At 60.9% G+C, this 24,408-nt stretch carries 21 protein-coding genes; 17 read left to right on the forward strand and 4 right to left on the reverse strand.

Annotated features, from left to right (window positions below):
- Positions 1 to 387: 387 nt before the first annotated feature.
- A complete protein-coding gene (gene dnaK / locus SH292x_RS14970; RefSeq protein WP_442481818.1) occupies positions 388 to 2,304 on the reverse strand; it encodes a molecular chaperone DnaK in 1,917 nt (638 codons plus the stop codon).
- Between the two features lie 402 nt (positions 2,305 to 2,706).
- On the opposite strand from dnaK, the gene pheA reads away from it, so the two are divergent.
- The 12 genes from pheA (at position 2,707) to SH292x_RS15030 (ending at position 13,863) form a co-directional block, all read left to right on the forward strand.
- Entirely contained in the window at positions 2,707 to 3,756 is a 1,050-nt protein-coding gene (gene pheA / locus SH292x_RS14975; RefSeq protein ID WP_442481819.1) for a prephenate dehydratase, read from the forward strand.
- A gap of 120 nt (positions 3,757 to 3,876) precedes the next feature.
- Positions 3,877 to 4,902, forward strand: a complete 1,026-nt coding sequence (aroF, locus tag SH292x_RS14980; protein WP_442481820.1) for a 3-deoxy-7-phosphoheptulonate synthase — start codon at positions 3,877 to 3,879, stop codon at positions 4,900 to 4,902.
- A gap of 115 nt (positions 4,903 to 5,017) precedes the next feature.
- Positions 5,018 to 5,773 (forward strand): triose-phosphate isomerase, encoded by a 756-nt coding sequence (gene tpiA / locus SH292x_RS14985; protein WP_442485861.1) that lies wholly within the window; start codon positions 5,018 to 5,020, stop codon positions 5,771 to 5,773.
- A gap of 66 nt (positions 5,774 to 5,839) precedes the next feature.
- Positions 5,840 to 6,298: a preprotein translocase subunit SecG gene (secG, locus tag SH292x_RS14990; protein WP_442481821.1), complete on the forward strand. Its 459-nt coding sequence runs from the start codon at positions 5,840 to 5,842 to the stop codon at positions 6,296 to 6,298.
- A gap of 42 nt (positions 6,299 to 6,340) precedes the next feature.
- A complete protein-coding gene (locus tag SH292x_RS14995; protein ID WP_442481822.1) occupies positions 6,341 to 7,225 on the forward strand; it encodes a YicC/YloC family endoribonuclease in 885 nt (294 codons plus the stop codon).
- 122 nt (positions 7,226 to 7,347) lie between these two features.
- Entirely contained in the window at positions 7,348 to 7,944 is a 597-nt protein-coding gene (gmk, locus tag SH292x_RS15000; protein WP_442481823.1) for a guanylate kinase, read from the forward strand.
- Positions 7,941 to 8,207: a DNA-directed RNA polymerase subunit omega gene (locus SH292x_RS15005; protein WP_442481824.1), complete on the forward strand. Its 267-nt coding sequence runs from the start codon at positions 7,941 to 7,943 to the stop codon at positions 8,205 to 8,207. The genes gmk and SH292x_RS15005 overlap by 4 nt, the downstream gene beginning before the upstream one ends.
- Positions 8,208 to 8,348: 141 nt before the next feature.
- Complete coding sequence (locus SH292x_RS15010) at positions 8,349 to 8,885, forward strand: flavoprotein (RefSeq protein ID WP_442481825.1); 537 nt, start codon at positions 8,349 to 8,351, stop codon at positions 8,883 to 8,885.
- A gap of 725 nt (positions 8,886 to 9,610) precedes the next feature.
- Positions 9,611 to 10,267, forward strand: coding sequence for a phosphopantothenoylcysteine decarboxylase domain-containing protein (locus SH292x_RS15015; protein WP_442481826.1), 657 nt, complete (start codon positions 9,611 to 9,613; stop codon positions 10,265 to 10,267).
- 85 nt (positions 10,268 to 10,352) lie between these two features.
- Positions 10,353 to 11,366, forward strand: a complete 1,014-nt coding sequence (argC, locus tag SH292x_RS15020; RefSeq protein WP_442481827.1) for an N-acetyl-gamma-glutamyl-phosphate reductase — start codon at positions 10,353 to 10,355, stop codon at positions 11,364 to 11,366.
- Between the two features lie 58 nt (positions 11,367 to 11,424).
- Positions 11,425 to 12,618 carry a bifunctional glutamate N-acetyltransferase/amino-acid acetyltransferase ArgJ gene (gene argJ, locus SH292x_RS15025; protein WP_442481828.1) on the forward strand — a complete coding sequence of 398 codons (1,194 nt, stop codon included), beginning with the start codon at positions 11,425 to 11,427 and terminating at the stop codon, positions 12,616 to 12,618.
- A gap of 327 nt (positions 12,619 to 12,945) precedes the next feature.
- A complete protein-coding gene (locus tag SH292x_RS15030; RefSeq protein ID WP_442481829.1) occupies positions 12,946 to 13,863 on the forward strand; it encodes a DUF1571 domain-containing protein in 918 nt (305 codons plus the stop codon).
- Between the two features lie 50 nt (positions 13,864 to 13,913).
- Here the strand turns inward: SH292x_RS15030 and SH292x_RS15035 are convergent, their stop codons facing one another.
- Together SH292x_RS15035 and SH292x_RS15040 are read right to left on the reverse strand one after the other, a co-directional pair.
- A complete protein-coding gene (locus SH292x_RS15035) occupies positions 13,914 to 16,952 on the reverse strand; it encodes an efflux RND transporter permease subunit (protein ID WP_442481830.1) in 3,039 nt (1,012 codons plus the stop codon).
- Positions 16,953 to 17,006: 54 nt separating this feature from the next.
- Entirely contained in the window at positions 17,007 to 18,197 is a 1,191-nt protein-coding gene (locus tag SH292x_RS15040) for a BBP7 family outer membrane beta-barrel protein (RefSeq protein WP_442481831.1), read from the reverse strand.
- A gap of 391 nt (positions 18,198 to 18,588) precedes the next feature.
- Here SH292x_RS15040 and SH292x_RS15045 point away from each other — a divergent pair, with 391 nt between their 5' ends.
- From SH292x_RS15045 to SH292x_RS15060, 4 genes are all read left to right on the forward strand, one after another.
- Positions 18,589 to 19,647, forward strand: coding sequence for a transaldolase family protein (locus SH292x_RS15045; RefSeq protein WP_442481832.1), 1,059 nt, complete (start codon positions 18,589 to 18,591; stop codon positions 19,645 to 19,647).
- Between the two features lie 189 nt (positions 19,648 to 19,836).
- Positions 19,837 to 20,607, forward strand: coding sequence for a phosphoadenylyl-sulfate reductase (locus tag SH292x_RS15050; RefSeq protein ID WP_442481833.1), 771 nt, complete (start codon positions 19,837 to 19,839; stop codon positions 20,605 to 20,607).
- 35 nt (positions 20,608 to 20,642) lie between these two features.
- Positions 20,643 to 21,068: an RrF2 family transcriptional regulator gene (locus tag SH292x_RS15055; protein ID WP_442481834.1), complete on the forward strand. Its 426-nt coding sequence runs from the start codon at positions 20,643 to 20,645 to the stop codon at positions 21,066 to 21,068.
- Between the two features lie 46 nt (positions 21,069 to 21,114).
- On the forward strand, positions 21,115 to 22,206 hold the full coding sequence (locus SH292x_RS15060) for a linear amide C-N hydrolase (RefSeq protein WP_442481835.1): 1,092 nt from the start codon (positions 21,115 to 21,117) through the stop codon (positions 22,204 to 22,206).
- 7 nt (positions 22,207 to 22,213) lie between these two features.
- Here SH292x_RS15060 and SH292x_RS15065 read toward each other — a convergent pair whose 3' ends face one another.
- Complete coding sequence (locus tag SH292x_RS15065) at positions 22,214 to 23,344, reverse strand: N-acetyltransferase (protein ID WP_442481836.1); 1,131 nt, start codon at positions 23,342 to 23,344, stop codon at positions 22,214 to 22,216.
- Positions 23,345 to 23,404: 60 nt separating this feature from the next.
- Between SH292x_RS15065 and SH292x_RS15070 the strand changes: the two genes are divergently transcribed.
- Positions 23,405 to 24,406, forward strand: coding sequence for an NAD-dependent epimerase/dehydratase family protein (locus SH292x_RS15070; protein WP_442481837.1), 1,002 nt, complete (start codon positions 23,405 to 23,407; stop codon positions 24,404 to 24,406).
- Positions 24,407 to 24,408 lie beyond the last annotated feature (2 nt).

Raw genomic sequence — 24,408 nt, forward strand, 5'->3', positions numbered from 1 at the left:
CCAAGCAGCGCAATTGGGCGACAGATGGCTACCAAGAGATGGTGAATTAGCCGCGTCTACTGACGCCGAGATTCCTAGATAGGAAGTGACCGCAGCAGGAATAAGGACGATCTTTCCGTACAAGTCGAATATCTTCATTCGCTGCTCCATCAAGAACTGTACGTGCTCTTGAAGCAATCTGTACTCGACCTCCAGAAGATGTTGATTGGACTCCGCCATGCACGGCCTCGCCATTGTCCAGTGAGAGTTTACTTGAATAACGTACCGTCGACGTACGAGCTATAAGCTGCTTCTACTTCGTAACTCAATCTGTGGTATCGGAAACAAAAAGGGCAGGTGCTCATCACACCTGCCCTTTCGCAATTCATTCGTGCGTAGCAGGTCCGCTTAACTCTCCTTCACCTCGAACTCGGCGTCCATCACGTCGTCGTCCTTGCCGCCGGCGGTCGCGCCGGCGGTTTGGTCGTCGACGTTCGAGCCGTCGGCCGAGGCTTTGCTGTACATCGCCGCGCTCATCGCGTGGCTGGCGGCTTCGAGTTCGGACACGGCGGACTTGATGGCCGCCGGGTCGTCGCCCTTTGCCTTCTCGCGTACCTTGGCGATGGCCGCTTCGATCGGGGCCTTGTCGTTATCGCTGATCTTGTCGGCGTTTTCCTTCAAGGTCTTCTCGACTTGGTAGGCCAAGCTATCCGCGCGGTTGCGCTGTTCGACGAGCTCGCGCTTCTTCTTGTCCTCGTCGGCGTGGGCCGCGGCGTCTTCCTGCATCTTCTTGATCTCGGCTTCGCTGAGACCGGAAGACTGCTCGATTTTCACCTTGTGCTCTTTGCCGGTACCGAGGTCCTTGGCGGCCACGTTCAGGATGCCGTTGGCGTCGAGGTCGAACTTCACTTCGATCTGCGGCACGCCACGCGGCGCTGGCGGGATCCCTTCGAGGTTGAACTCGCCCAGCAGCCGGTTGTCGGCACACATCTCGCGTTCGCCCTGGAACACGCGAACGGTCACCGCGGTCTGATTGTCGTCGGCGGTGCTAAACACCTGCTTGCGCTCGACCGGAATGGTGGTGTTCTTCTCCACCAGCTTAGTCATCACGCCACCCAGGGTTTCGATACCGAGCGACAACGGCGTCACGTCGAGCAGCAGGATGTCCTGCACGTCGCCCGCGAGCACGCCACCTTGGATCGCGGCACCAACGGCCACCACTTCGTCGGGGTTCACGCCCTTGTGCGGGTCCTTGCCAAAGATTGCCTTGACCAGTTCCTGCACCTTGGGAATACGCGTCGAACCACCCACGAGCACCACTTCGTCAATCTTCGACGGATCGAGCTTGGCGTCCTTCAGCGCTTGCATCACGGGACCACGCACTCGCTCCACCAAACCGTCGACCAGTTGTTCGAACTGGGCACGGGTGATGTTGAGCTGCAAGTGCTTTGGCCCGCTGGCATCGGCGGTGATGAACGGCAGGTTGATGTCGGTAGCCTGGGCGGAGCTCAGCTCCTTCTTGGCCTTTTCGCACGCTTCCTGCAGACGCTGCAGAGCCATCGTGTCCTTGCGGAGATCGATGCCCTGCTCTTTCTTGAACTCGTCCGCGACGTAGTTGATCAACGCTTGATCGAAGTCGTCGCCACCGAGGTGGGTATCGCCGTTGGTGCTGATGACGCGGAACACGCCATCGGCCACTTCGAGGATCGACACGTCGAATGTACCACCACCAAGGTCGAACACGCAGATCGTCTCTTGCGCCTTCTTATCGAGACCATAAGCGAGCGACGCAGCGGTCGGCTCGTTGATGATGCGTGCGACTTCGAGGCCGGCGATTTGACCGGCGTCCTTGGTCGCCTGACGCTGGGCGTCGTTGAAGTACGCGGGCACCGTGATGACGGCCTTGTTCACTTTGTGACCCAAGTACGCTTCGGCCGACTCTTTGAGCTTCACCAAAATCTTGGCGGAGATCTCGGGGGGAGTGAACTCCTTACCCGCGTTACCCGCGATATCGACCTTCACGTAGTCGTCGGCACCGCCGACCACCTTATAGGGCACCATCTTCTCTTCACCGGCCACTTCGCCGTGACGCCGGCCCATGAAGCGCTTGATGGAGTAGATGGTCTTGGTTGGGTTGGTGACCGCCTGGCGACGTGCGGGCTCGCCGACGAGCACTTCGCCCTTGTCGGTGAACGCGACCACGCTGGGGGTCAGCCGATTGCCTTCGGGATTGGGAATGACCTTGGCTTCTTTGCCTTCCATCACGGCAACCACGGAGTTAGTGGTGCCCAGGTCGATTCCGATGATTTTTTCGCCACTAGCCATGAGAATCCTCTCTCTCTTCGCGGGGTGCCGCCACCTACGAATGGGCGGCGATGCGAACGTAATATTGTTAACTCGGGTAGGTAAGTTTAGGTTGTGACCGGACAGTACGTACCGGTACGCGGCAGGACAAAAGCAAAGGCCGTGCCGATCCCTTGGCGGTCACCCTACAATGACGTAAACTACTTATCGACAAAGACTTACAACTTGCCTCCGGACGGTGGACACTTGGGAGTGGCCAGTCATTGCCTGCCAAATTGACGGTTGGGGGTTTGCTAGCACTGGCATCCGTGTCGAAACTGGCAGCCAACTTGGCAGTCGGTGTGGGGAGCTACAATTGCGTTACCGAACTTGGGCTGGCTAATCCGCAAGCGGCTGCTAGCGGCTTAGGCAGAGGAATCACAAATGGCCAAAAAGAAGACAACACGCCCCTCGGGTCCCAGCCGCGAGATCGACGCGCTCGATCGCGAGTTGCTGAAGCTGCTCGCCGCGCGGGCGGAGCTCGCGGCACGGGATCACGAGGTCGGTCGCGATGCGGCGGCGAAAGCCGTCGAGCGCAATCGCGGCCCGCTGGCGGGCGACGCGGTGGCGGCGGTGTTTCGTGAGGTTGTCGCCGCGTGCCGGACTCTCGCCCACACCGAGCGAATCGCCTACCTGGGCCCCGAGCACACGTTCAGCCACATCGCGGCCATCGAGCAGTTCGGCGCGGCGGCCGAGTTAGTGCCTGTCGCAACGATTGCCGCGGTGTTCGAAGAAGTCGAACGTGGCACGGCGGCATACGGCATTGTTCCGATGGAGAACTCAACCGACGGCCGGGTGAGCGACACACTTGAGTGCTTCTCCAAGGCGAGCGTGAGCATTTGTGGCGAGTTGCCCCTTACGATTCACCACTGCCTGGTGGGCTCGGGCGAACGGTCGCAGGTTCGGCGGGTGGAGAGCAAACCCCAAGCCCTTTCGCAGTGCCGAAACTGGCTCGCCAAGCACCTGCCACAAGCCGAGTGCCACCCGGTGGCAAGCACGGCAGACGCCGCGCAGCGTGCCGCCAGCGACCCGACGGTGGCGGCGATTTGCAGCGCCCAGGCAGCCACGGAGTATGGCCTTTCGATGCTGGCGGCGAACATTGAGGATAATAAGGACAATGTGACTCGCTTTGCGGTTATTGGCCGCGAGATGGCCAAGAAGACGGGCAACGACAAAACGGCCCTCATGCTCGAAATCAGCCACGAGCCGGGCGCCCTGGCCGATGCGATGGCCGTGTTCAAACGGAATCGGCTGAATATGACCTGGATCGAGAGCTTCCCGGTAGCGGGAAGCCGGGGTCGGTACCTGTTCTTCATCGAGTTCGTCGGCCACGCCACCGAAGCCCGCAGCAAGAAGGCGATCGGGGCCCTGGAGAAGAAGGCCCAGCAGCTCGTGGTGCTCGGGTCCTATGCGCATCGGGAGCCAATCGGCTAGGATTTGGGGACGATTTTCCCACGGTTGTAGCTGAATTCGCCAGAATTCAGACTTCTCCCCAACAGCCCGAATTCTTGCGAATCCGGCTACGATCCCGAGTAACCAGGCTTCCCCTCCCCCATGATCATTATTCTGAAGAACGGTGCCACGGAAGAGCAAGTCGCTCATGTGGTGGAACGCATTGAAGCCATGGGCTTGCAGGCTCATTTGAGCAAGGGTACCTACCGCACCGTCATCGGTGTGATTGGCGACGAGGAGAAGATTCGCTCCGCCCCGCTCATGGCGATTCCGGGCGTTGAGGAGGCGGTGCCCGTGTTGCCGGCTTTCAAACTGGCGAGCCGCGAGGCGCATCCGCAGTCGACCATTGTGGAAGTTGGCAGTGGCAAAACGATTACCAAGATCGGCGGCGGGCACTTTGGCATGATCGCCGGCCCGTGTGCCATCGAGAGTGCCGAGCGCCTCGACGAGATCGCCGGCTCGATCAAGGCTTCGGGGGCTAATATCCTCCGCGGCGGCGCCTATAAGCCACGCACCAGCCCGTACGCCTTTCAGGGTCTCGGCGAAGAGGGCCTCAAGATTCTGCGCGATGTCGGACGGAAGCATGGCCTACCGACCGTCACCGAGGCGATCGACCCCCGTCACGTAGAACTAATTGCCGAATACACCGACATGATTCAGCTCGGTGCGCGGAACATGCAGAACTTCGTCCTGCTCACCGAAGTCGGCAAGACCGGTAAGCCCGTGCTGATGAAACGCGGCATGGCGGCGACGGTAAAAGACCTGCTAATGAGCGCCGAGTACGTCATCGCGAGCGGCTCGATGCAGGTTGTGCTGTGCGAGCGTGGCATCAAGGGCATCGATAATGCGTGCCGCAACATGCTCGACATCGCGGCGGTGGCTCAGGTGCAGTTGATGTCGCACTTGCCAATCATTGTCGACCCGAGCCACGCCACGGGCCGGCCTGAAATCATCCCTTCGTGTGCCCTGGCTGCCGCGGCGAGTGGCGCCGACGGTATTCACATCGAAGTCCACAACTGCCCCGAAGACGCCATGAGCGACGGCCCGCAAGCGCTGCTCCCCGAGCAGTACGCGACACTGGCCGCGCAGATTCGGAAGGTGGCGGCGGTCGTGGGCAAAACGTTCTAGAGGCGTTCCCCGTTTAACGCCCAGCCGCAGGCGCCGGCTTCATCACCACAAATCATTGCCACGCTAGCCGGCGCCTACGGCTGGGCGTTAAACGAACAAACTTTGGAGACCCCTAATCATGCGTCGCCCCCTAATCGCTGGTAACTGGAAGATGAACACCAATCGTGCCGAGGCCGTGGCGTTGGCCGAGGGCGTGGCGAAGGGTTCGGGCGAGATCAAGAACGCCGACCTGCTCGTCTGCCCGCCGGCGATTTACCTGGAGTCGGTTGGTAAGGCCCTCACGGGTTCGAGCGTCGCGCTGGGTGCCCAGAACATGTACGCCAAGGGCAATGGGGCGTTCACGGGCGAGACCAGTGCCGCGATGCTGTCGGACGTTGGTGCCGAGTTTGTGATACTGGGTCACAGCGAACGCCGGGCGCTGATGGGCGAGACCGACGCCGTGGTCAACGAGAAGACCCTGGCAGCCCTGGCTGCCGGGCTGACCCCCATTGTGTGCGTCGGCGAACTGCTGGAGGAGCGCGAGGCGGGCAAGACGGGCGAAGTGATCGCTACCCAGTTTGCCGGGTCGCTCGCGGGCCTTTCGGCCGAGCAGCTGGGCAAAATCGTGATTGCCTACGAGCCGGTTTGGGCCATTGGCACCGGAAAAGTGGCCTCGCCCGAGCAGGCCGAGGAAGTGCATGCTGACCTTCGCAGATTGCTCACCGAAAGCTACAATGGCGAGATTGCCGACAAAGTCCGCATCCTTTATGGGGGCAGCGTCAAGCCAAGCAACGCGGCGGAACTGATGTCGCAGCCCAACGTCGATGGGGCCTTGGTGGGTGGTGCGAGCCTGAAAGCCGAAGACTTTCTGGGCATTGCCGCCGCCATTTAGTGCGTCCGCCTAACCTGCCACCAACACACTTGCCGAACCGGATTCGGCTCAACCACTTTCGAGACTATGGAACTCCTGTTCAAAGTTGCCCTGTTTCTGATCGCCGTGTTCATGATCCTGCTCATTCTCGTGCAGAAGGGTAAGGGCGGCGGTCTGGCCGGGGCACTCGGCGGACCGGGTGGTTCCAGTGCGTTCGGCGCGAAGGCCGGCGACGCGTTTACTCGCATCACCGCTTACACGGCACTCGTCTGGATGTTCGTCTGCATCTCGGCCGCCCTCTACTTCTCGGGTGGTCGCAGTGGTGCGGAGGACAAGTTTAGCAACCTGGGCTCGCGTCGCTCGGCCCCAGCCACCGAAGGTGCTGCTGCTGGCGAAGCCGGCGCCGAGGGTGCTGGTGCCGCTACTGAGTCGACCGATACCCCAGCCGCGGATGCTCCTGCCGCGGAAACGCCCGCCGCTGGTGCCGCTTCCGAATCGACTTCGAGCGAGCCCGCTGCCGAGACCACTGAGTCGGCTTCCGAGTAATTCTCCCCGTTCGCTCTCACCGCTGCGGGAGGCATTACTGCCATGCTGCTGAGCATGACCGGCTTTGGCGAAGCCCATAATCGCTTCGACACCATGAGCGTGGCTGTCGAGCTGCGCACCATCAATTCGCGGCACTACAAGCTGAGCCTACGGACGAACGAGGGCTACGGAGCCCTTGAACCGCAAATCGACGCCGTGGTTCGTAAACGGATTCGCCGCGGCACCGTGCAGCTCAATCTGCACGTCCAGCGGGCGAGCACGCCGGACGATTATCGCCTGAACGTCGACGTGCTGAAGAGCTACATCGCTCAGGCACAAGTGGTTGCGAAGGCGACCGGGTCGTCGCTCGAAATCCCCATCGCACCGCTATTGTCGCTGCCCGGCGTGATCGACGATCGCCGCGCCCCTGAGCAGGACTCGCTGGAAGACTGGCCGCAGATCGAGCCGACGCTCCGCGAAGCGCTCGCCGCGCTCACGAAGATGCGCGAGGCAGAAGGGCGTGCCCTGGCGACGGACCTCCTCGAGAACTGCCACATCATCGACCAGCAGGTTGCCGCCATCGAACAGCGGGCTCCCAACGTGACGGTCGGCTATCGCGAACGCCTGACCGATCGCGTGAACCGGGCGCTGTCGGAACTGAACGTTACGGTTCAACCCGCCGACCTGCTCCGCGAGCTGAGCCTGTTCGTTGACAAGAGCGACATCAGCGAAGAAATCGTGCGGCTGAAAAGCCACATGTCGCAGTTCGCCACGAACGTCGACGCCAAGGAAAGCTCGGGCCGGAAGCTGGAGTTCATCTCGCAAGAGATGGGCCGCGAGATCAACACCATTGGCTCGAAGGCCAACGACACCGAGATCAGCCAGTACGTGGTGGAGATGAAGGCCGCGCTCGAGCGGATTCGCGAGCAAGTACAAAATGTGGAATGACCAATGGCGAATTTCCAATGACCAATGCATTGAAATTTGCTGGTCATTATTAATTCGTCATTGGGGATTAAGCCCCTTTTCCGGCGGAGTCTAGCAGGCCGGAAGTTGCGATCTAGAACCCTATGCTCATCCCCGGTCAACTCGTCATCATCTCTGGGCCTTCGGGCGCGGGGAAGTCGACGGTCGTGGCGGGAATTCTAAAGCGGCTGGCCCCCAAGATTCGGCTGAGTGTCTCGGCCACGACCCGCTCGCCCCGGCCGGGCGAGACGGACGGTGTCCAGTACCATTTCCTGACGCCCGAGGAGTTTGCCGCTCGCCGCGAGGCGGGAGATTTCCTGGAATGCATGGAAGTATTCGGCCGCGGGCACTGGTACGGGACGCTTTTTGACGAGGTGAGGCCTAGTCTAGCCCGGGGGCAATGGGTTATTCTAGAAATCGACGTGGACGGTGCGCGCCGAGCCCTCGACGAGTTTCCCGAGGCTGTGACGATCTTCATCACCGTGGGTGGCGAGACCCCGGAAGAGCGGGAGGCCGAGCTGGAACGCCGGCTGCGAGACCGCAAGACAGAAAGCGAAGAGGCGATCCGCCGCCGCCTGGAAGTCGCCCGCCACGAGCTGGCCCAAGCCGATACTTACAAATACCAGGTGGTGAACGACCAGGTCGACGCCACTATCGCCAACGTTGTCGCCTTACTGGCACAAGAGGGATTCGAAGCATGATTGATGCACTGAAAGAAGAAGAGATCGTCAACAAGGTGGGCGGTCGTTTCAAGCTGTCGACCCTGATCCAAAAGCGCCTGGTCGCCATCAACGGCGGAGCCCGCCCGCTGGTGGACATCGAGACCGACGAGAAGATGGAGATCGTGGTCCAGGAAATCCTGCAGGACAAGATCTACCTCGACTCGTCCGGCGAAGTCCGCCCCGTCATGGCCCCCACCGGCCGCACGATCGATGGCCCCGAAGTGGACCTTTCGGCGCTTTAGTACAGGGTTCAAATCGCCCCGTGCTATAATGACCAATGACGAACTTTCAATGACCAATGATGTAAGATTCATTGGTAATTGTTAATTCGTCATTGGTCATTTTCATTTATAGTGCTCTGGTACTCGTCGCATTCCACTACCATGCCCGAAATCCTTCTCGGCGTCTCCGGCGGCATTGCCTGCTACAAGGCGGCGGCACTCACTAGCCGACTGATTCAAGCCGGCCATGGTGTGACGGTGGTCATGACCACGGCAGCCCAAGAGTTCATCGGCGCGGCAACCTTCCGTGCCCTGACCGGCCGCCCGGTGGCGACGCAGTCGTTCCCGCCCGACGCCCACCCGCTCGGCCCGCACATCGAACTCGCACGCAAGGCCGACATCGTCTGCATCGCGCCGGCGACTGCCAACATCATGGCCAAAGCGGCCCACGGCGTGGCGGATGACCTGCTCTCGACGCTGCTTCTGTCGTTCGAAGGCCCCGTGCTCGTAGCCCCCGCCATGAACTGCGAAATGTGGGCCAAACCCGCGGTGCAGCGCAACGTCGCGCAGCTGAAAGAAGACGGCATCCACTTCGTCGGTCCCGACGAAGGCTGGCTTAGCTGCCGCGAACGCGGTGCGGGGCGGATGAGCGAACCAGAGGCGATTTTCGCGGAGATCGAGAAGCTGCTGGGGAAGTAGGTGTCACGCAGAGACGCGGAGACGGCAGAGGAAGAATGGGACGCGGATTTCGCGGATTGGGCAGGAGATGCGCAGCACGGCGGCGTTGGCTAATCCTGATGTGTGCGTTGATTAACTCGGTCTAGGCGAACTAACCAGACCGAATACATAACTGCCAATTGAGTTGCGACAATGGTTCCGACACTGAGGGCCGAGTCGACGCTCATATCCAAGAAACCATCATAACTGACTGCATATCGACAAAGGCAGGACTGAATTATGAGGCAAATGACTGCTACTGCCGTAATGGTGATGGATTGATGCCTTGTTTCGGTTACCTTCAAGAACGAGCCTACTATGATCCCACCAACGGCCGCGGGGATAGCCGCCGATAAATACGAATTGCCCAGGTGGTGCTCTGTGTGCGTATATAAGTACCCCCAATAGGCCGGGAAGGCGGCAAACACGAAGAGCGATAATAGTCTGGACATGGACATTGCGTCATCCGTTGCAATCGAAGTGCCGGCTCTTCAGAAGAAGTAAGTGACAGTTTACCCATGCGGCGCATTGATGGCCAAGTAGTAGCGCCGGAGTTGTGCTCGCAAATTCAAATTGTCTCCCCGAAACTCACCATCGGCGTCAATCCTCCCCAATCCTCCCCAATCCTCCCCAATCCACCTCCATCCGCGTCCTACTTCTTCCTCCGCCGTCTCCGCGTCTCTGCGTGACATAAACCAAAAAACCCCATGGCCAAAATCCTCATCACCTCCGGTCCCACACGCCAGTACATTGACCCGGTGCGGTACCTGACCAACGCCTCGAGTGGGCGGATGGGTTCGGCGCTGGCGGCGGCGGCGCTGGAGCTGGGGCATGAGGTGGTGGTCGTGTCGGGTCCGGTTGAGGTGGAGTACCCGGACGCGGCGACTATTGTTTGGGTGACTTCGACCGAAGAGATGCTCGAAGCGGCTGAGTTTGAGTTTGATAGCTGCGATGGCATGATCGGGGCCGCGGCACCTTGCGACTACCGGCCCGAAATCGTCGCCCGGAGCAAGATTGCCAAGACCGGTGAACCTTTGCGGCTGGAACTTGTCGAAACTGAGGACGTGGTCGCCACCCTGGGTGCCAAGAAGGACTTCGATCCCGAAGATAAGCGGCGATGGGTGGTTGGATTTGCCCTTGAGACCGAGGACCACCGCCTGCGGGCGCTCGCGAAACTCGAACGCAAGCACTGCGACTTGATGGTCTCCAACGGAGTCGAAGCGATGAATGCCCTGGACAACACCGTCGAAGTGATCTCGCCCTCGGGCGAGGTGCTGGCTGCGTTGTCGGGTAGCAAGGCCGAGGTGGCCCGCGGCGTTCTCCGCTTGGTGGACGACCGCTTGGTCTGCCGCCGCCGTCGCTAAACGCGGTTTGCCCCGTAGCGATTGCCTCTTTTACCCGCTAAAATCAGCGGATTCCCGATTGCCCCGTCCGTCCCCTGCGTGCGTCATGTCTACCCGCGTCGCCATCCTGGGAGCCTCCGGCTACACCGGCCTCGAACTCATTCGGCTGCTGCTACGGCATCCGTACGCGACGATCACGGCGCTTGGCACCCGGCAGGAAGAGAATCCCCACGTCGCCGAGGTGCATCCGCAGCTCGCCGGCCAGCTCGATTTGCGACTGGAGAAGCTTTCGAACCAAGAGCTCGCCGAGCGGGCCGACTGCGTGTTCTGCTGCTTGCCCCATGCGGCGAGTGCCGAGGCGGTGGCGCAGCTCTTGGAGCTCGAACTGGATGTCATTGATCTCAGCGCCGACTACCGGTTGCGTGACAAGGACGTCTACGAGAAGTGGTATGGCGTCGCGCACCCCGACGCCGATCGCTTGCCGTCGGCCGTGTACGGACTGCCGGAGTTGTATCGCGACCAGATTCGCAAGACGAATCTCGTGGCCAATCCGGGTTGCTATCCGACCTCGGCGATCCTCGCACTCTACCCGCTGCTGAAAGAAGGGATCATCGCTTCGGACGGCATCATCGTCGACAGCAAGAGCGGCGTCTCGGGTGGTGGTCGCACACCGAAGCCGGTGTTCCATTTTCCCGAGGCCAACGAGAGCATCATGGCGTATGGCGTCGGCACGCATCGCCACATGCCCGAGATCGATCAGTTCCTCAGCGAAGCGGCGGGCGATAAAGTCGAGGTGATCTTCACGCCGCACCTGGTGCCGATGGATCGCGGCATCCTAAGCACGTCGTACGCGACGCTCGCCGGCGACTACGACACCGAACAACTGATGAAGGTGCTACGGGCGTTCTATAAGGACGAGCCCTTCATCGACATCGTCGATGCTCCCCCCGCCACCAAGCACGTGATGAACACCAATCGGTGCCACATCAATGCCAAAGTGGTTCGCGGTCGAGCGGTGGTCACCAGCGTGATCGACAATTTGATCAAAGGCGCGAGCGGCGCGGCGGTACAGAATTTCAATTTGATGCATGGCTACGAGGAATCGACGGCGCTGCGGTAACACCGCACCGCCTCTTAACCTCTCGCTGGCAGTTACAGGCTAACCCCACCAACACACCATGACTCCACACTTTCCGGCGGGATTCTCGGGCGGCGCAGTGCATGCCGGCATCAAGAAGAAGTCGACTAAAGAAGATGTCGTCCTCATCTTGTCGGACCGCCCCGCCGTGGCGGCGGGCGTTTACACGCAGAATTTGGTGTGTGCTGCACCGGTGAAGTTCGATCGCGAGCTTACGCCCAGCGAGTCGATTCGTGCGGTGGTGGTGAACTCGGGCGTCGCGAACGCCTGCACGGGTGCCAAAGGGGACGAAGATTGCAAGCAAATGGCCGCGCTAGTGGCCGAGGCTTGCGGACTGGAGGATTGGCAAACACTGGTGATGTCGACCGGTGTGATTGGCGTGCACCTGCCGATGGAGAAGATCGCCAAGGGAGTGAAGGCGGTCGCTGCCCAGCTTGCCAGCGACGATGACGCCCTCGAGCGGACCGCCCGCGGCATGATGACCACCGACACAGTGACGAAGATCCGCGGCCGGGAGTTTGAACTCGACGGCGTGAAGCTCCACGTTACCGGTGTCGCCAAGGGTGCCGCGATGATTGGGCCCAACATGGCGACGATGCTCGCCGTGGTGATGACCGACGCCAAGATCACAAAGCAAGACGCCCACCAAGCCCTGCAAGACGCGGTGGCCGAGACGTTCAACTGCATCAGCGTCGATGGCCACACCAGCACGAACGACACGGTGCTATTACTCGCTAACGGCGCGGCGGGTGGCGAGGCACTCTCGGGGCGTGGGCTCGATGCGTTTCGAGCCACGCTGTACGAAGTCTGCGAAGACCTTGCTCAGTCGATTCCTTCGGATGGCGAGGGTGCCACGCACTTAGTGACCGTCGAAGTGCACGGCTGCCGATCGCGGGCCGAGGCGGTGAAGATCGGCAAGACGATCGCCGATAGCCCGCTGGTCAAAACTGCCATCGCCGGTGCCGACCCGAACTGGGGTCGAGTGGTGTCGGCTGCTGGCTATGCTGGCGTGCCGTTCAATCCTCAGAACGTTAGCCTGCACATTAATGGCCTGTTGGTCTACGAGCGGGGCGCGCCGGTGGCGTTCGACCCCGAAGTGGTTTCGAAGTCGATGGCCTCGGAAAAAGAGGTCAGCCTGCTGCTGATCCTCGACGAAGGGGCGGCCGCCGCGAGGTTCTGGACCACGGACCTGACCGCCGAATACGTCCGGCTGAACGCCGAGTACACCACTTAAGTGGGGGGCAAGTTTGCCCCTCCTTCTAACTGTCCGGTCCGCCGTGTGGCTTTTTCGCCACATGGCCTGCTAGCGGCATTAAGGGCTCGCCGGGGGCGATTCGCCTTGCCTGGAAAGCCATGCTCGACTATTGAGGTGGGCTTCGAACCGGCAAAGGTGCGGAAGATGTGAGTTCCGGCGCGATTACAACGGCTGGGTGGGGCGCGATAATGGAGTGATCCGTCCCCGATTGGCGGCCCGCGCCGTTAGGCAATTGTAGAATGGAGCACTTACTCATCTCGCCGACTGCAAGGACAGGGTCGGACACTCGTTTCCGAGGAGGCACCGATGGAACGACAGATTCGCACTTGGTTTAGCTTCGTTTCGCTCGCCTTCGCAGCGGTTGGCAGTTCGTCTTACGTGTTGGCCGAAGAGCCCACGATCGAGAAGAAGCCACGCCCCGAGCAACTGACTTCGTTCACGACGCCGCTGGACACGGTGGGCGTTGATCGCTCGAAGCATCCCCTCTACCCTGCCCTTCTGTTGGCCGAGAAGTCGCTCGAGTCGATCGAGAAGAACGTCAAGGACTACACCTGCAACATGGTCCGCCGCGAGCGGATCGCGGGCAAAGTGGGCAACTACGAATTCTTGCACGCCAAGATTCGCCATGAGCAAAACGAAGGAGCCGAGTCGGTACCATTCAGCGTCTACCTACGGTTCGACAAGCCGACCAGCATCGCGGGCCGCGAAGCCCTGTTCGTCGAGGGCGAGCACGCCGGCAAGGTGTTCGTTCGCCGTGGTGGCGAGCGCATGGCCTACATGTCGACCTACATTAAGCCCGACAGCCGGCTGGCCATGAAAGAGAACCGCTATCCGATCACCGAGATTGGATTCAAGCGAATGGTAGAGCGGTTGGTCGGCATCATTGAGAACGACATCCAGTACGACGAGTGCCAGGTGAAGTTCTTCAAGGGAGCCAAGGTTAACGGCATTCCCTGCACCCGCATTGAGGTGACGCACCCGATCAAGCGCGATCACTTCACCTTCCACAAGGCCACGGTGTTCGTCGACGACAAAGACAAGCTGCCGGTCGCCTACTCGTCGTACTACTGGCCCGAACGCGAAGGCGAGGAGCCTCGACTGCTCGAAGAGTACATCTTCACCAACATTCAACTGAACGTTGGCCTGACCGACGCGGACTTCGATCGCGATAATCCCGAGTACGGATTCAATCGCAAGGCCGAGGACGTGGCGTCGACCAACTAGGCGGTTGCGGATCGCGTGGCGATCTGGCTATTGAAAGACCATCGCTTCACTTACGCCTGCTGATCGCGTCGGAAGCGGCGGAGCTTTTCCCGTAGCGCCAGACTGGCCGGTGAGAGTTCGGTGTGCGGAGCCGGAATCGTCGGTTCTGGCCGTCGGACTTCGGGTTTCGGCTGTTCGACTGAACTGACCTGCTCGAGCGAGGAAAGTGCATCCGCGGAGCTCGTTTCCACGACCATCGCAGGCTGGCCTTCTTCGATGGGTGCTTCAGCGGCGAGAACTACGGGCTTGATGGCAGCGCCGGACGTTGCGACGAGCACCTCGCGCACTTCCTCGGAAACCGGCCGGCCAGCTGGGAACCACGCTCCCACCGGGCCAATCAGTAGCGCGGGGAGCAAGATCAAATCGCCCACCAGCGCGGCTACCAGGATGATCACCATCATGTAGCCGAACTGCTGAGTCGGAGTGAACGTGCTCACGGCGAACACAGCCAGCCCCAATCCGGCAACCAGCGTGGTTTGCACCATGGCGGTTCCGCAGCGTTCGTAGGCTTCCATCACGGCATCGTAACGCGACATCCCGGCAGTGATCCCACGCCGGAACCAACTGACAAAGTGAATCGTATCGTCGACCGCAACGCCGAGCGCGACGCTGGCCGTCATCATGATGCCGATGTCGACGGAGACATTTAACCAGCCGAGTGCACCAAAAATCACGACGAGCGGGAACAAATTCGGAATCATGGCGGCGAGTCCCGCCCCCAGCCCACGGAACAGAACCATCAGCACGATGGAGATGAGCACCGTGGACATCACCAGGCTTTCCTGCAAGCTGACAATGAGCTGACGCTGAGTCTTGTAAACCACCGGCATGACGCCGGTGTACGAGGCGATGACATCCGCCTTGGATGGGGCCGAAGAATTCGAGAGATTGATGTGCGGTAGCTCCAGCGCGGTGAGCTTCGTGGCGATGTCGCCACAGCACGTGACGATCGCATCCTGGCTGGTGAGCTGCTGCCGGACTCTGTCCGTCACGTTGTCTAGCGTTTCGGCGGGCACGACGTGGAGCTTTCCACGCCGCCCGCCCACCGGATTCTCGATGCCAGCTTCCCGCAGCAAGTCGGCGAACAGCACGTCGTTGCTGGTGAACTCGGTGGGAACCAAGAGGACAAGCCGCGCTCCTTCGAGCTGCTTCTCGGCGGCAGCTAGGGCGGCGACCAACTGACTGCGACCGCGATAGGCCGCGAGTACCGGCTCGATGTTCACTCGCAGTTCGTCGACGAACTGGCCGTAGTCGACGTCCGCCAGCGCCGCGACGCGGGCCGTCGCTCGCCATAGCTCGCGTGGGCGATCAATCGATACTTTGTCGTCCGACTTTTCCCAACGGAGGAACTCTCGCAGCGCTTCGCGATTGTCGTCGATCGCTTGGCTGACGATGTAGTCGTGTGTACGTCGGTTTGATAGCGACTCGCTGTCGTACTCGCCCGGCGCAAACGTCGAGGCGTTCAGCGTCCGGCTCACCGGGCCCAGGGCTTCCATCCGCTCGGCAACCCTGCGGATCATTGCCATGCGTTCGATAGTAGTCATTGCGTAGTGCTTGCCCGACGCCTCGGGGTGTTCGTTCACCTCACGCCGCATCTCGGGCGGAACCGCCACTACCACTTCCATTGGAACCAAATTGCCCAGGTGCTGCTCGAGCCACGAGTAGTCCTGCACCAGCGTCGAGTCTTCATGCAACAGTTCGATCAGCTTTACCGACGAGTGAATCCGGGGCAGTCCCAGCGCAAAGAGCACCATGATGGCTACCGCGCCGCATGACACCCATGCGTGATTCTGGCAAATCCACTCGGCCGAACTGCGAGCCCACTTGGGCAGGCTGGCTGAGTGGCTTTGCACCGATTTCGAGGTGGCGGGGGGCGGGTAGCGATGCAGAACCACCGGCACGATGGTAAACAGTAGAATTAGCGACAGCATCACCCCAATCGCCGAGAAGACTCCGAACTTCTCGATAGGCAGAATATCGCTAGTTGCCAGCGATGCAAGGCCGATGGCGGTGGTGAAGGCGGCCAAACCGCATGGCATGAGAGCCATCTTCACCGCGCGTTCGACCGCACCGCGACGGCCGCCGACGTCCTCGGCATCGCGGTAGTAGTTGATCATGTGGATCGCGCCGGACAAACCAAGCACGTAAACCACGGCCGGCATCGACATAAGGATAGCGTCGAGCTTACCAAGGCGAGGCTCGTCGCTACCCAGCAAGAGCACTTCGAAAGCGCCGAAGTAGAAAACCATCGCCAGACTGGCACCGGCCGAGAAGATGCCCACCACCAGGACCAGCGCCGTGAGACGGACGCTGCGGAAGCAAGCATAGGCCAGCACCATGCCGACGAGGCCCGAGAGCCCCGCGAGTTTGGCGAGGGTGCGTTCGCCTTCGATGTCGATCGACACGTTGTCGACCGGCGGACCTCCCATGTGCAAATCGGCCCGCGGGATGCCCACCTCTTCGGTGGCAATCTCGACCACGCGTTCGACCGCCATTCGCATTGTGCGATTATTCTTCAGCGCGGGCTGGCCCAAATAGGCCATTAGGCAGGTGGTCCGCGTGCCGTCATCGCCTTCGACGGCAGGTGGGCCAACAAACGCTCCGGTCATCCGCTCGATCGCTTGCGAGGGCTCCAGTCGCGTCGGCGGCCGCACCAGATCCTCAAGCATCTCAGGCCCGGTGACCACACGGGCGAAGATTCGCCGGTCGGCGTGGGGAGTAAGTCCCACGGCCTTGGCCATCGCCGGCGTGAGCGGCTCGACGCGCAGTTTTCGCGCGAGTGTTTCGAGCTGGTCGGTGTTGCCTAGCGTGCAACCCTCCCAGCTCATGATCACGAAGGCTTCGCTGCCAAACTGCTTTCGAAACCAATCGAGCTCGACCGATTCGTTGTAGCTCTTGGGGAGCCAGTCTTCGGCGTTGTTCGTATTGCTCTCGAGTGCCTTGCGCGTGCCCCGCGGGATAAAGGCGATCACCAGCATCGCGACCATTGCAATGGCCAGATAGTTGGTGATGCCGAAGGTCCGGCGGTCGAGGAAGGTCGGCTTGTCCATACGGGCGAACGCTCGGCTGGTGGCGGGAGGCAGGCGATATACGGGGCCTCCAGCCTACCAGTAACTCTCGACGCCGAAAATGGCACCATTGTAGAACGGGTCGCCCGTGTACGGGAAACGTCCCTCGTCCGGCGAGAACGTAATCTGGTCGGGTGCAACCGCCACGCTGGTGACGTACATCATCTGCCAGCCCGCCTTCAGCGATACGTTTGGCCGCAAGTGATAGCGGGCAACCAGCTGGAATTCGCCGATAAACGCAAGGCTGGGCTCGCGGTTGTTCACGATAAAGCTGCTATCCGGGTCGTTGGTGATCGTCAGTTGCGAACGAGCCTTCGCATCGTTCAGGAACGGACCACCCTTGCCCATGAACTCGACGTTCCAGCGGCTGCGTTCCATTAACAAACTGTAACCTAACTGCATGCCGAACAGGTCGTTGTTGGTGCGGATGTTGTAGTTGCCGTCCTCCCCCCCGAACGCGGTGATGTCGGTCGCACTCCAGTCGAGCGTGTCGACCATGTCCATATACCGCAGGCCGAACAGAAACTGCTGAGTAGGGCCTTCGTTCGCCGTGCGAACCCATTCGCCGCCGGGCGTGAGCATCATGCGATCGCGGCCGAGTCGCTGGGCAACCCGGTAGTTCCATTCGAAGCTGCTAAACCGGCTATCGTAGTTGACAGCCATCGAACGCGAACCATCGAACGAGTCGTTGAAGTCGGAAATACCCGTGGGAACAAACAGAGTCTGTCCGCCGGTGCTACTGGTGAGCACGTCGTCCTGGGACGATTCGCCGCCGCCGAACGCCGTGAACTCCGTCAAATGGTCGCGATTGTAAATGTCGCGAAACAAGAAGCGTCCAAGCGTCAGCCGTACCGAGGTGTTCGCACCCGGATCGGTCCGCGACAATTGCAACGTGCGAGTCGAAGAGTTGTCGACGCCCAAGATCACGTCGTCACGTTTCCACATACGGTTGAGAACCACCGCCTCGACGTCGCCGTACCACCAGCCGCGTCGCAGCCAGCTTCCGGTGCTCTCGGTGATGGCGGGCCGGCAACCGTAGATGTCTTCCGGCGACTCGTTGAGCGCGGCGTAGTCGTCGTAGCCACCCATGCCTCCCAAGAGGCTGCGGTCCTCGACGGCATCTGCCGGCGTGGGTTCCAGTGGTGCGTACGCCTCGCCCATATCGCCCATGCCGGGTTCAATGGCTTCGACGCCTAACCCCGCTCCATCGAGCGTGGTTGAAGGCATGGTTAGATCCTGCGCCGTTGCAACACTGGTTGCCAACAACGCGGCGGTGATCCAACAAAACGGATAAGCAGCAGGTTTATGCCTGGTCACGGATTGATTCTCCTGTCGTCCCGTGCCCTAATTCAAATAGGCGTTCGAACCACAATCGCTGGCCACACCAATTACGATGTGAAACCGACGTTGCGACGGCTCGAAGCCCCCCCGGGGGACGCGCGGTCTGTCCACCTGTGCTGGTTCATCGTCTTTTGGCTGCCCGCAATACAGGAATAACTGCTAGAATCCTTCGAATCGGCACAACCGCTCCTGCGGGCAAGGTCGTCGGCACCCGCAAACTTTGCCAAGTCGCACGCAGCTTTACACTCACTCACCGTCTCTTCCACCGGAGGCTCGAATGACGTCGCCCCTTAAATCGCTCATTGCTTGCGGCACAAAGCTGTGGCTCGATTCGGTAGATCCCGATCTGGTCACCAAGAACCGGCAAATGGGAGCGACCGGAGCGACCTCGAATCCCATTATCATCTCCGACCTCGTGAAGTCAGGAAAGTTCGACCAGCAACTAACCCGGTTGCTAGCGTCGGGAAGCGCTTCGGACAACGAAATCGCCTGGCTACTCACCGACCAGATGGTCACGAGCGCCGAGCGGGTGTTCGCACCTGTCTGGCAGGCGACGAGCGGAAACGATGGCTACGTGAGCTTCGAGCTCGACCCGCTGCTCGAAGACCCACAGCGCGATCTGTCGCATACCGATCGCGTTGAGCAATACGTCGAGCTGGGCAAGCGCTGGAGCAGCGAGCACAGGAATCGAATGATCAAGGTGCCAGCGACGCCAGCAGGCCTCGACGCCGTGGGGCCGCTCGCGGCGGCCGGCGTGCCGCTGAACGTGACACTCATATTCTCCCAGCGGCAGTACCAGCAGGCCCGCGACGCGGTGTGGCGGGGTGCCCAGAAGCGTCAGTCGCTGGCGAGCTTTAAGAGCGTCTACAGCATCTTCATTTCTCGCGTCGACGTTTACACCGAAAAGCACGTCCCCACGCTGAGCCCCGCGGCTCAAGGCCAGGTCGGCATCGTCAATGCCAAGCGGCTGTGGGCCGACAATCACGACTTCTGGGCCTCGAAGGGCGTTCCGCTCGACCAGGAGATCGTCTTCGCCAGCACCGGCAGCAAGAAGCCCGAAGACCCACCTTGGAAGTACGTCGCGGCCCTAGCCGGCAGCGACATCCAAACCAACCCACCCGCCACCAACGACGCGGTGGAGGCCAGTGGGCTCACTTTCACGCGTACTGTCGACAAGCTCCCTCCGGCAGAAGTTCTCGCTGAAATCGACCAAAAGGTCGACATGGAGCACCTGGAGAAGACTTTGATGGACGAGGGGATCGCCAAGTTCGCCGATCCCCAGCACGCCCTGCTCGCCCTCTTGGCCAGCAAGCGGCGGGAACTCGCAGGCGTTTGAAGCGAGGGCGGCGCCGGATTAAGCTATCAACCTAGCCCAGCCACAAGCAGCTAAATCGCTACAGGTTGCAGAATCGGTTGCTCCCCAGCCGATAAAGGGAAGGATACTTGACTTAGTTTAGCAACTTACGTAACATTCAAGCCAAATCCGAATTCCCTCGCCCTGCAAGCGAATCTGGAGCCGCATCCCATGAGCGCCGTCACGCCCGAGGCCCCCTCGCCAATGGTCCTTGCCACTGAACCCTCCGCCGAGTTTCTCGCGGAGCTTGCCGAAGCCAGCCGGCGGCTGGAGACGGCCACTCCCGACGAGATCATCGCCTGGGGTGCCGAGCGATTTGGAAGTGGCCTGACGATGGCGACCGCCTTTGGCCCCGAAGGGTGCTTAATTCTGGCGATCCTGGCGAAGGTGGCTCCTTCGACGTACGTCTTTAATCTCGATACCGGCTACCAATTCCAAGCCACGCTCGACCTCCGCGACCGTATCGCCGAGAAGTACGGCATCGAAGTCGAGATGCTGCAGCCGGAACTCACGGTGCCCGAGTACGAAGCAAAGCACGGCGGACCGCTGTACGTGACCAACTCCAACCAGTGCTGCTTCGATCGGAAGATTAAAGTGCTACACCGCGGCCTCGCTGGCCGTACGGCTTGGATGAGCGGTATTCGTCGCGACCAGAGTAACGATCGTGCGCAGTCCGACATCGTGGGCTGGGACAAGAAGTTCAACCTGGTGAAGATCAGTCCGCTGGCGAATTCGACCAAGAAAGACATTTGGTCGCGGATCGTCAAAGAAGACATCCCCTATAATCCCATGCACGATCAAGGTTATCCTAGTATCGGCTGCTGGCCTTGCACGCGTGCCGTGATGGAAGGCGAAACCGACGAACGCGCCGGACGATGGAGCGGCACCGGCAAGACCGAGTGCGGTTTGCACTCTGTCGAGCAGCAAGGTAGCGGTATCTAACCAACCTTCCCTCGTATTGCGAGCACCCTACCGTCGTGAAGTTGAGCGCGAAGACCGAGTATGGCTGCCTAGCCATGTTGCATCTGGCCGAGCAGTATCCGCTGAACGAGCCGGTACAGATTCGCAAAGTGGCGGCCGATCACGGCATCCCGTGGCGGTTCCTGGTGCAGATCCTGCTCGAGCTCAAACGGGGCGGGCTGGTGAGCAGCACCCGCGGAGCCTCAGGCGGGTACCAGTTGGCTCGCGAGCCCGAGGACATCAGCCTCGCCGAAGTCATCGCGGTGCTCGAAGGATGCGATCCGACCACCGGCGAGGACGACCCGCTCGATGGCCTACGAAGCGCCCTGTACGCCGCGTGCCGCGAGGCCCAAGCTGCCGAGCAAGAGCGCCTTTCCGGAATTTCGCTATCCGATTTGCTGGAATACGCCGGCGGACGGCGCGAGCCGATGTGGTATATATAGGGTTTTCCTACCAAGCACTTGTTGGTCCCCATTGGGAGATGGCTCGATGCGTCGCTGTCTCGTGATCTTGCTGGTGGCATGCATGGTTGCAGCCGCACCCGCGCAAACGGCGCTTGCCTGCTCGGCGGCATTGCTGCGAATCGCTGATCGACCGGTCATGGTGCGAAACTACGACTGGCACATCGGCAACGCCCTCTTGATGATGAATCAGCCCGGCATCGCCAAGCGGGCTTTGGCGTTTGACAATCCTGCCGAGTGGACCAGCAAGTACGGCAGCATAAGCGTGAACCAGTACGGCCGCGAACTGCCGGTGGATGGCATCAACGATCAAGGTCTTGCGATCGCCGTGCTATGGCTCGACGAGACCGAGTACCCCGCGACCGACGAACGTCCCTCGGTTAGCCCCGCGCAGTGGGTGCAGTATCAGCTCGACACGGCCAAGTCCGTCGAGGAAGTACTGGCCAGCGACAATCTCATCCGCATCAATCCCTACGGAAATGCGAAGGTTCATTACTTTGTCAGCGATGCAACTGGTGACTGCGCGGTGATCGACTTCCTGGAGGGCCGCATGGTGGCGCACCGTGGCGACCAGCTTCAGTTCGACCAAATCACCAACAGCACCTGCTCCGAAAGCCAGGGCTGCATGGTGGGCTTTGAAGGTTTCGGTGGCAATGACGCGATTCCCGCCGACACCAAATCCCTCAGCCGCTACGCACGCCTTGCATCCGTGGCGGCGAAGCTCGAAACCACTAACAAGCCGCTTCACCAGGTAGGATTTGACACCATCCATCAAGTCCGCCAGCGTTCGACGCAGTGGCAGCTGGTGTACGACCTCAAGGCGAAGAAGATGTTCTTCCGCACGATGAACCATTCAAAGATCCGCGAGATTGAACTCGCCGAGTGCGAGTTCGACGCCGAAAAGCCCACAATGATTCTCGATATCGAGGCCCCGCTCGAAGGGGATGTGATCGGGCATTTCCGCGAGTACAGCCGCGACGCCAACAAATCGCTCGTCGAAAAGTCGGTGGCCGGCACGAAGTTCGCGCAAAGCTTTCCGCCCGCCGTGGTTCAGATGGTAATCAACTACCCGGATCACGCGTGCGTTCCGGCGAAAACCGAAGCAGCGGCGACTCCGTAGTTCCACTTCACGCTTGAAGCGACTTCTCGTAAAGCCGGTACGTCTTGTACCGCTTCGCTCCGGCCTTCTCCAATGTTTTCTTGGAGAGGTCGTTCGACTCCAGCACCCATGAGAATTCTGCCTCTTCGACGCCGTGCTTCATCACCGGCTCAATCAGCCCCCGAGCGAGCGTGATTCCGACGCCCCAGTTCTGGTACTCGGGGAGCACATTGGCACTGATCACCCGCATGCGTTTGATCTCGCGGCGACGTGTCAGCAACTTGATAAATCCAAACGGCAGCAGTCTGCCATCGATCTCGCGAATGCGACCGTTGTAGTCGAGTAGACCGAAAATGACGCCGATCGGTTTTCCCTCGACCTCGGCGACCACTGTCAGGTCGGGGACAATCATGTGCTTGAGCTGCCCCGCAAGTTCGCCCACCTCGGCTTCGGTGAGTGGCACGAAGCCCCACGTCCCGGAAAGCGCCTTGTTGTAGATGTGCAGGAACATCTCGACGTCGGCACGAAAATTCCGTCGATCCAGTGGCCGGAGTTTTACTCCGAATCGCTCGCGAATACCTTCGTCGATCATTTGATGCTTCTTGCTCATCGAGTCAAGCATGTCGACGTGACCCCAGTAGGCGTAGAGGTCCTGGATCTTCGAGAACCCTGCCGCCTCGATCAGCCGCGCGTAGTACGTGCGGTTGTAGGTCATCATGAACATCGGTGGGGAATCGAATCCCTCGATCAATAGCCCCCACTCGTAGTTAATCGACGGGTTCGTCGGGCCGCGCACTTCGGTCATCCCCTGCCCCGCTAGCCACTCGCAGGCGGTGTTCAGAAGCGGTGTCGAGATTTCAGGATCGTCGATGGACTCGAAAAATCCGAAAAATCCCAGCTTGTCTTTGTGCCAGTCGTTGTGGGCGTGGTTGACGATGGCCGCCACACGCCCGCAGGTTTCGCCATCCCGCTGCGCGATAAAAGTCTGCACGGTGGCCGTTTTGTGGAACGGGTGCCGACGATAACCTACGAGGCCCTTTTGCTCATGCCTTAGCGGCGGGACCCAATTGGGGTCGCCCCGGTAGATCTGCCAAGGAAGTTCGAGGAACTCGCGCTGCTCGCGGCGACTAGAAACGGGTAGGATGCGGACGTTGGACATAGGGCGGAGTGTAAACGCCCGACGTGATTTGCGAAACGCCAGACGCTAAAACGCCAGCTCATGCCTCGCTGCCTCGTCACCGGTGCCACGGGTTTCATCGGGCCTCGACTCATTACGAACTTGCAAGCCGCCGGCGGCGATGTCCGCTGTCTGGTGCGGGCTTCGGCCGACACGTCACGGCTCACGCCGCTGGGGGTTCAGCTCGTCCCGGGCGACGTGACCGACCGCGAGTCGCTGGCCGCCGCGCTTTCGGACGTCGATTTTGTGTTCCATTTGGCTGGCCGGACCTTCGCCCGCAGCTACGGCGAATTTGCGGCCGTGAACGAGGCGGGCTGCGACAACGTGGCGGCCGCCGCCGCGGGTGCGGCGAATCCCCCCGTGGTGGTAGTGGTCAGTTCGCTAGCAGCCGCCGGCCCCTCGCCTGTCGGCAAGGCGCACACCGAGCGAGACACTCCCGAACCGATCTCGCACTACGGCCGCAGCAAACTCGCTGGCGAGATCGCCGCGCGAAAGTGGGCGGCGGATGTCCCGATTTCGATCGTTCGCCCCCCCGCCGTGTTCGGCCCCGGCGACCGCGCGGGGTTGGTGCTGGCGAAGTCGATTCAGAAGTCAGGCATCCACGTGGTGCACAGGCCGGATCTGCCCCTATCGCTCGTCCACGCCGACGACTTGGCCGAAGCGTTGCTGCTCGTCGCCCGCTGCGGCGAGCGACTCGACCCCACTGACCCACGCGGAAAAGGCGTCTACTACGCGTGCGACCCCGCCGTCTCGTCGTACATCGACATGGGGCAAATGCTCGCCAATGGACTTGGCAGGAAACTTCGCATTCTGAAAGTCCGCCGCTGGGCACTCAACACCGCGGCGTGCTTTGGCGAACTCGGGAGCCGCATCACTGGGCGCACGTCGCCGCTGAACTTCGACAAAGTCCGCGAAGGAACCGCCTCGGGCTGGGTTGCCTCGCCCGCGAAACTCGCCTCACAGACCAACTTCGCGCCTGCCCGCTCGCTCGCCGAGCGTTATCGCGAGACGATTGAGTGGTACCGCAGCGAAGGTTGGCTTTAGGG

Source organism: Aeoliella fuhlenseeensis (assembly GCF_052161615.1).
In the GTDB taxonomy this organism is placed as follows: Bacteria; Planctomycetota; Planctomycetia; order Pirellulales; family Lacipirellulaceae; genus Aeoliella.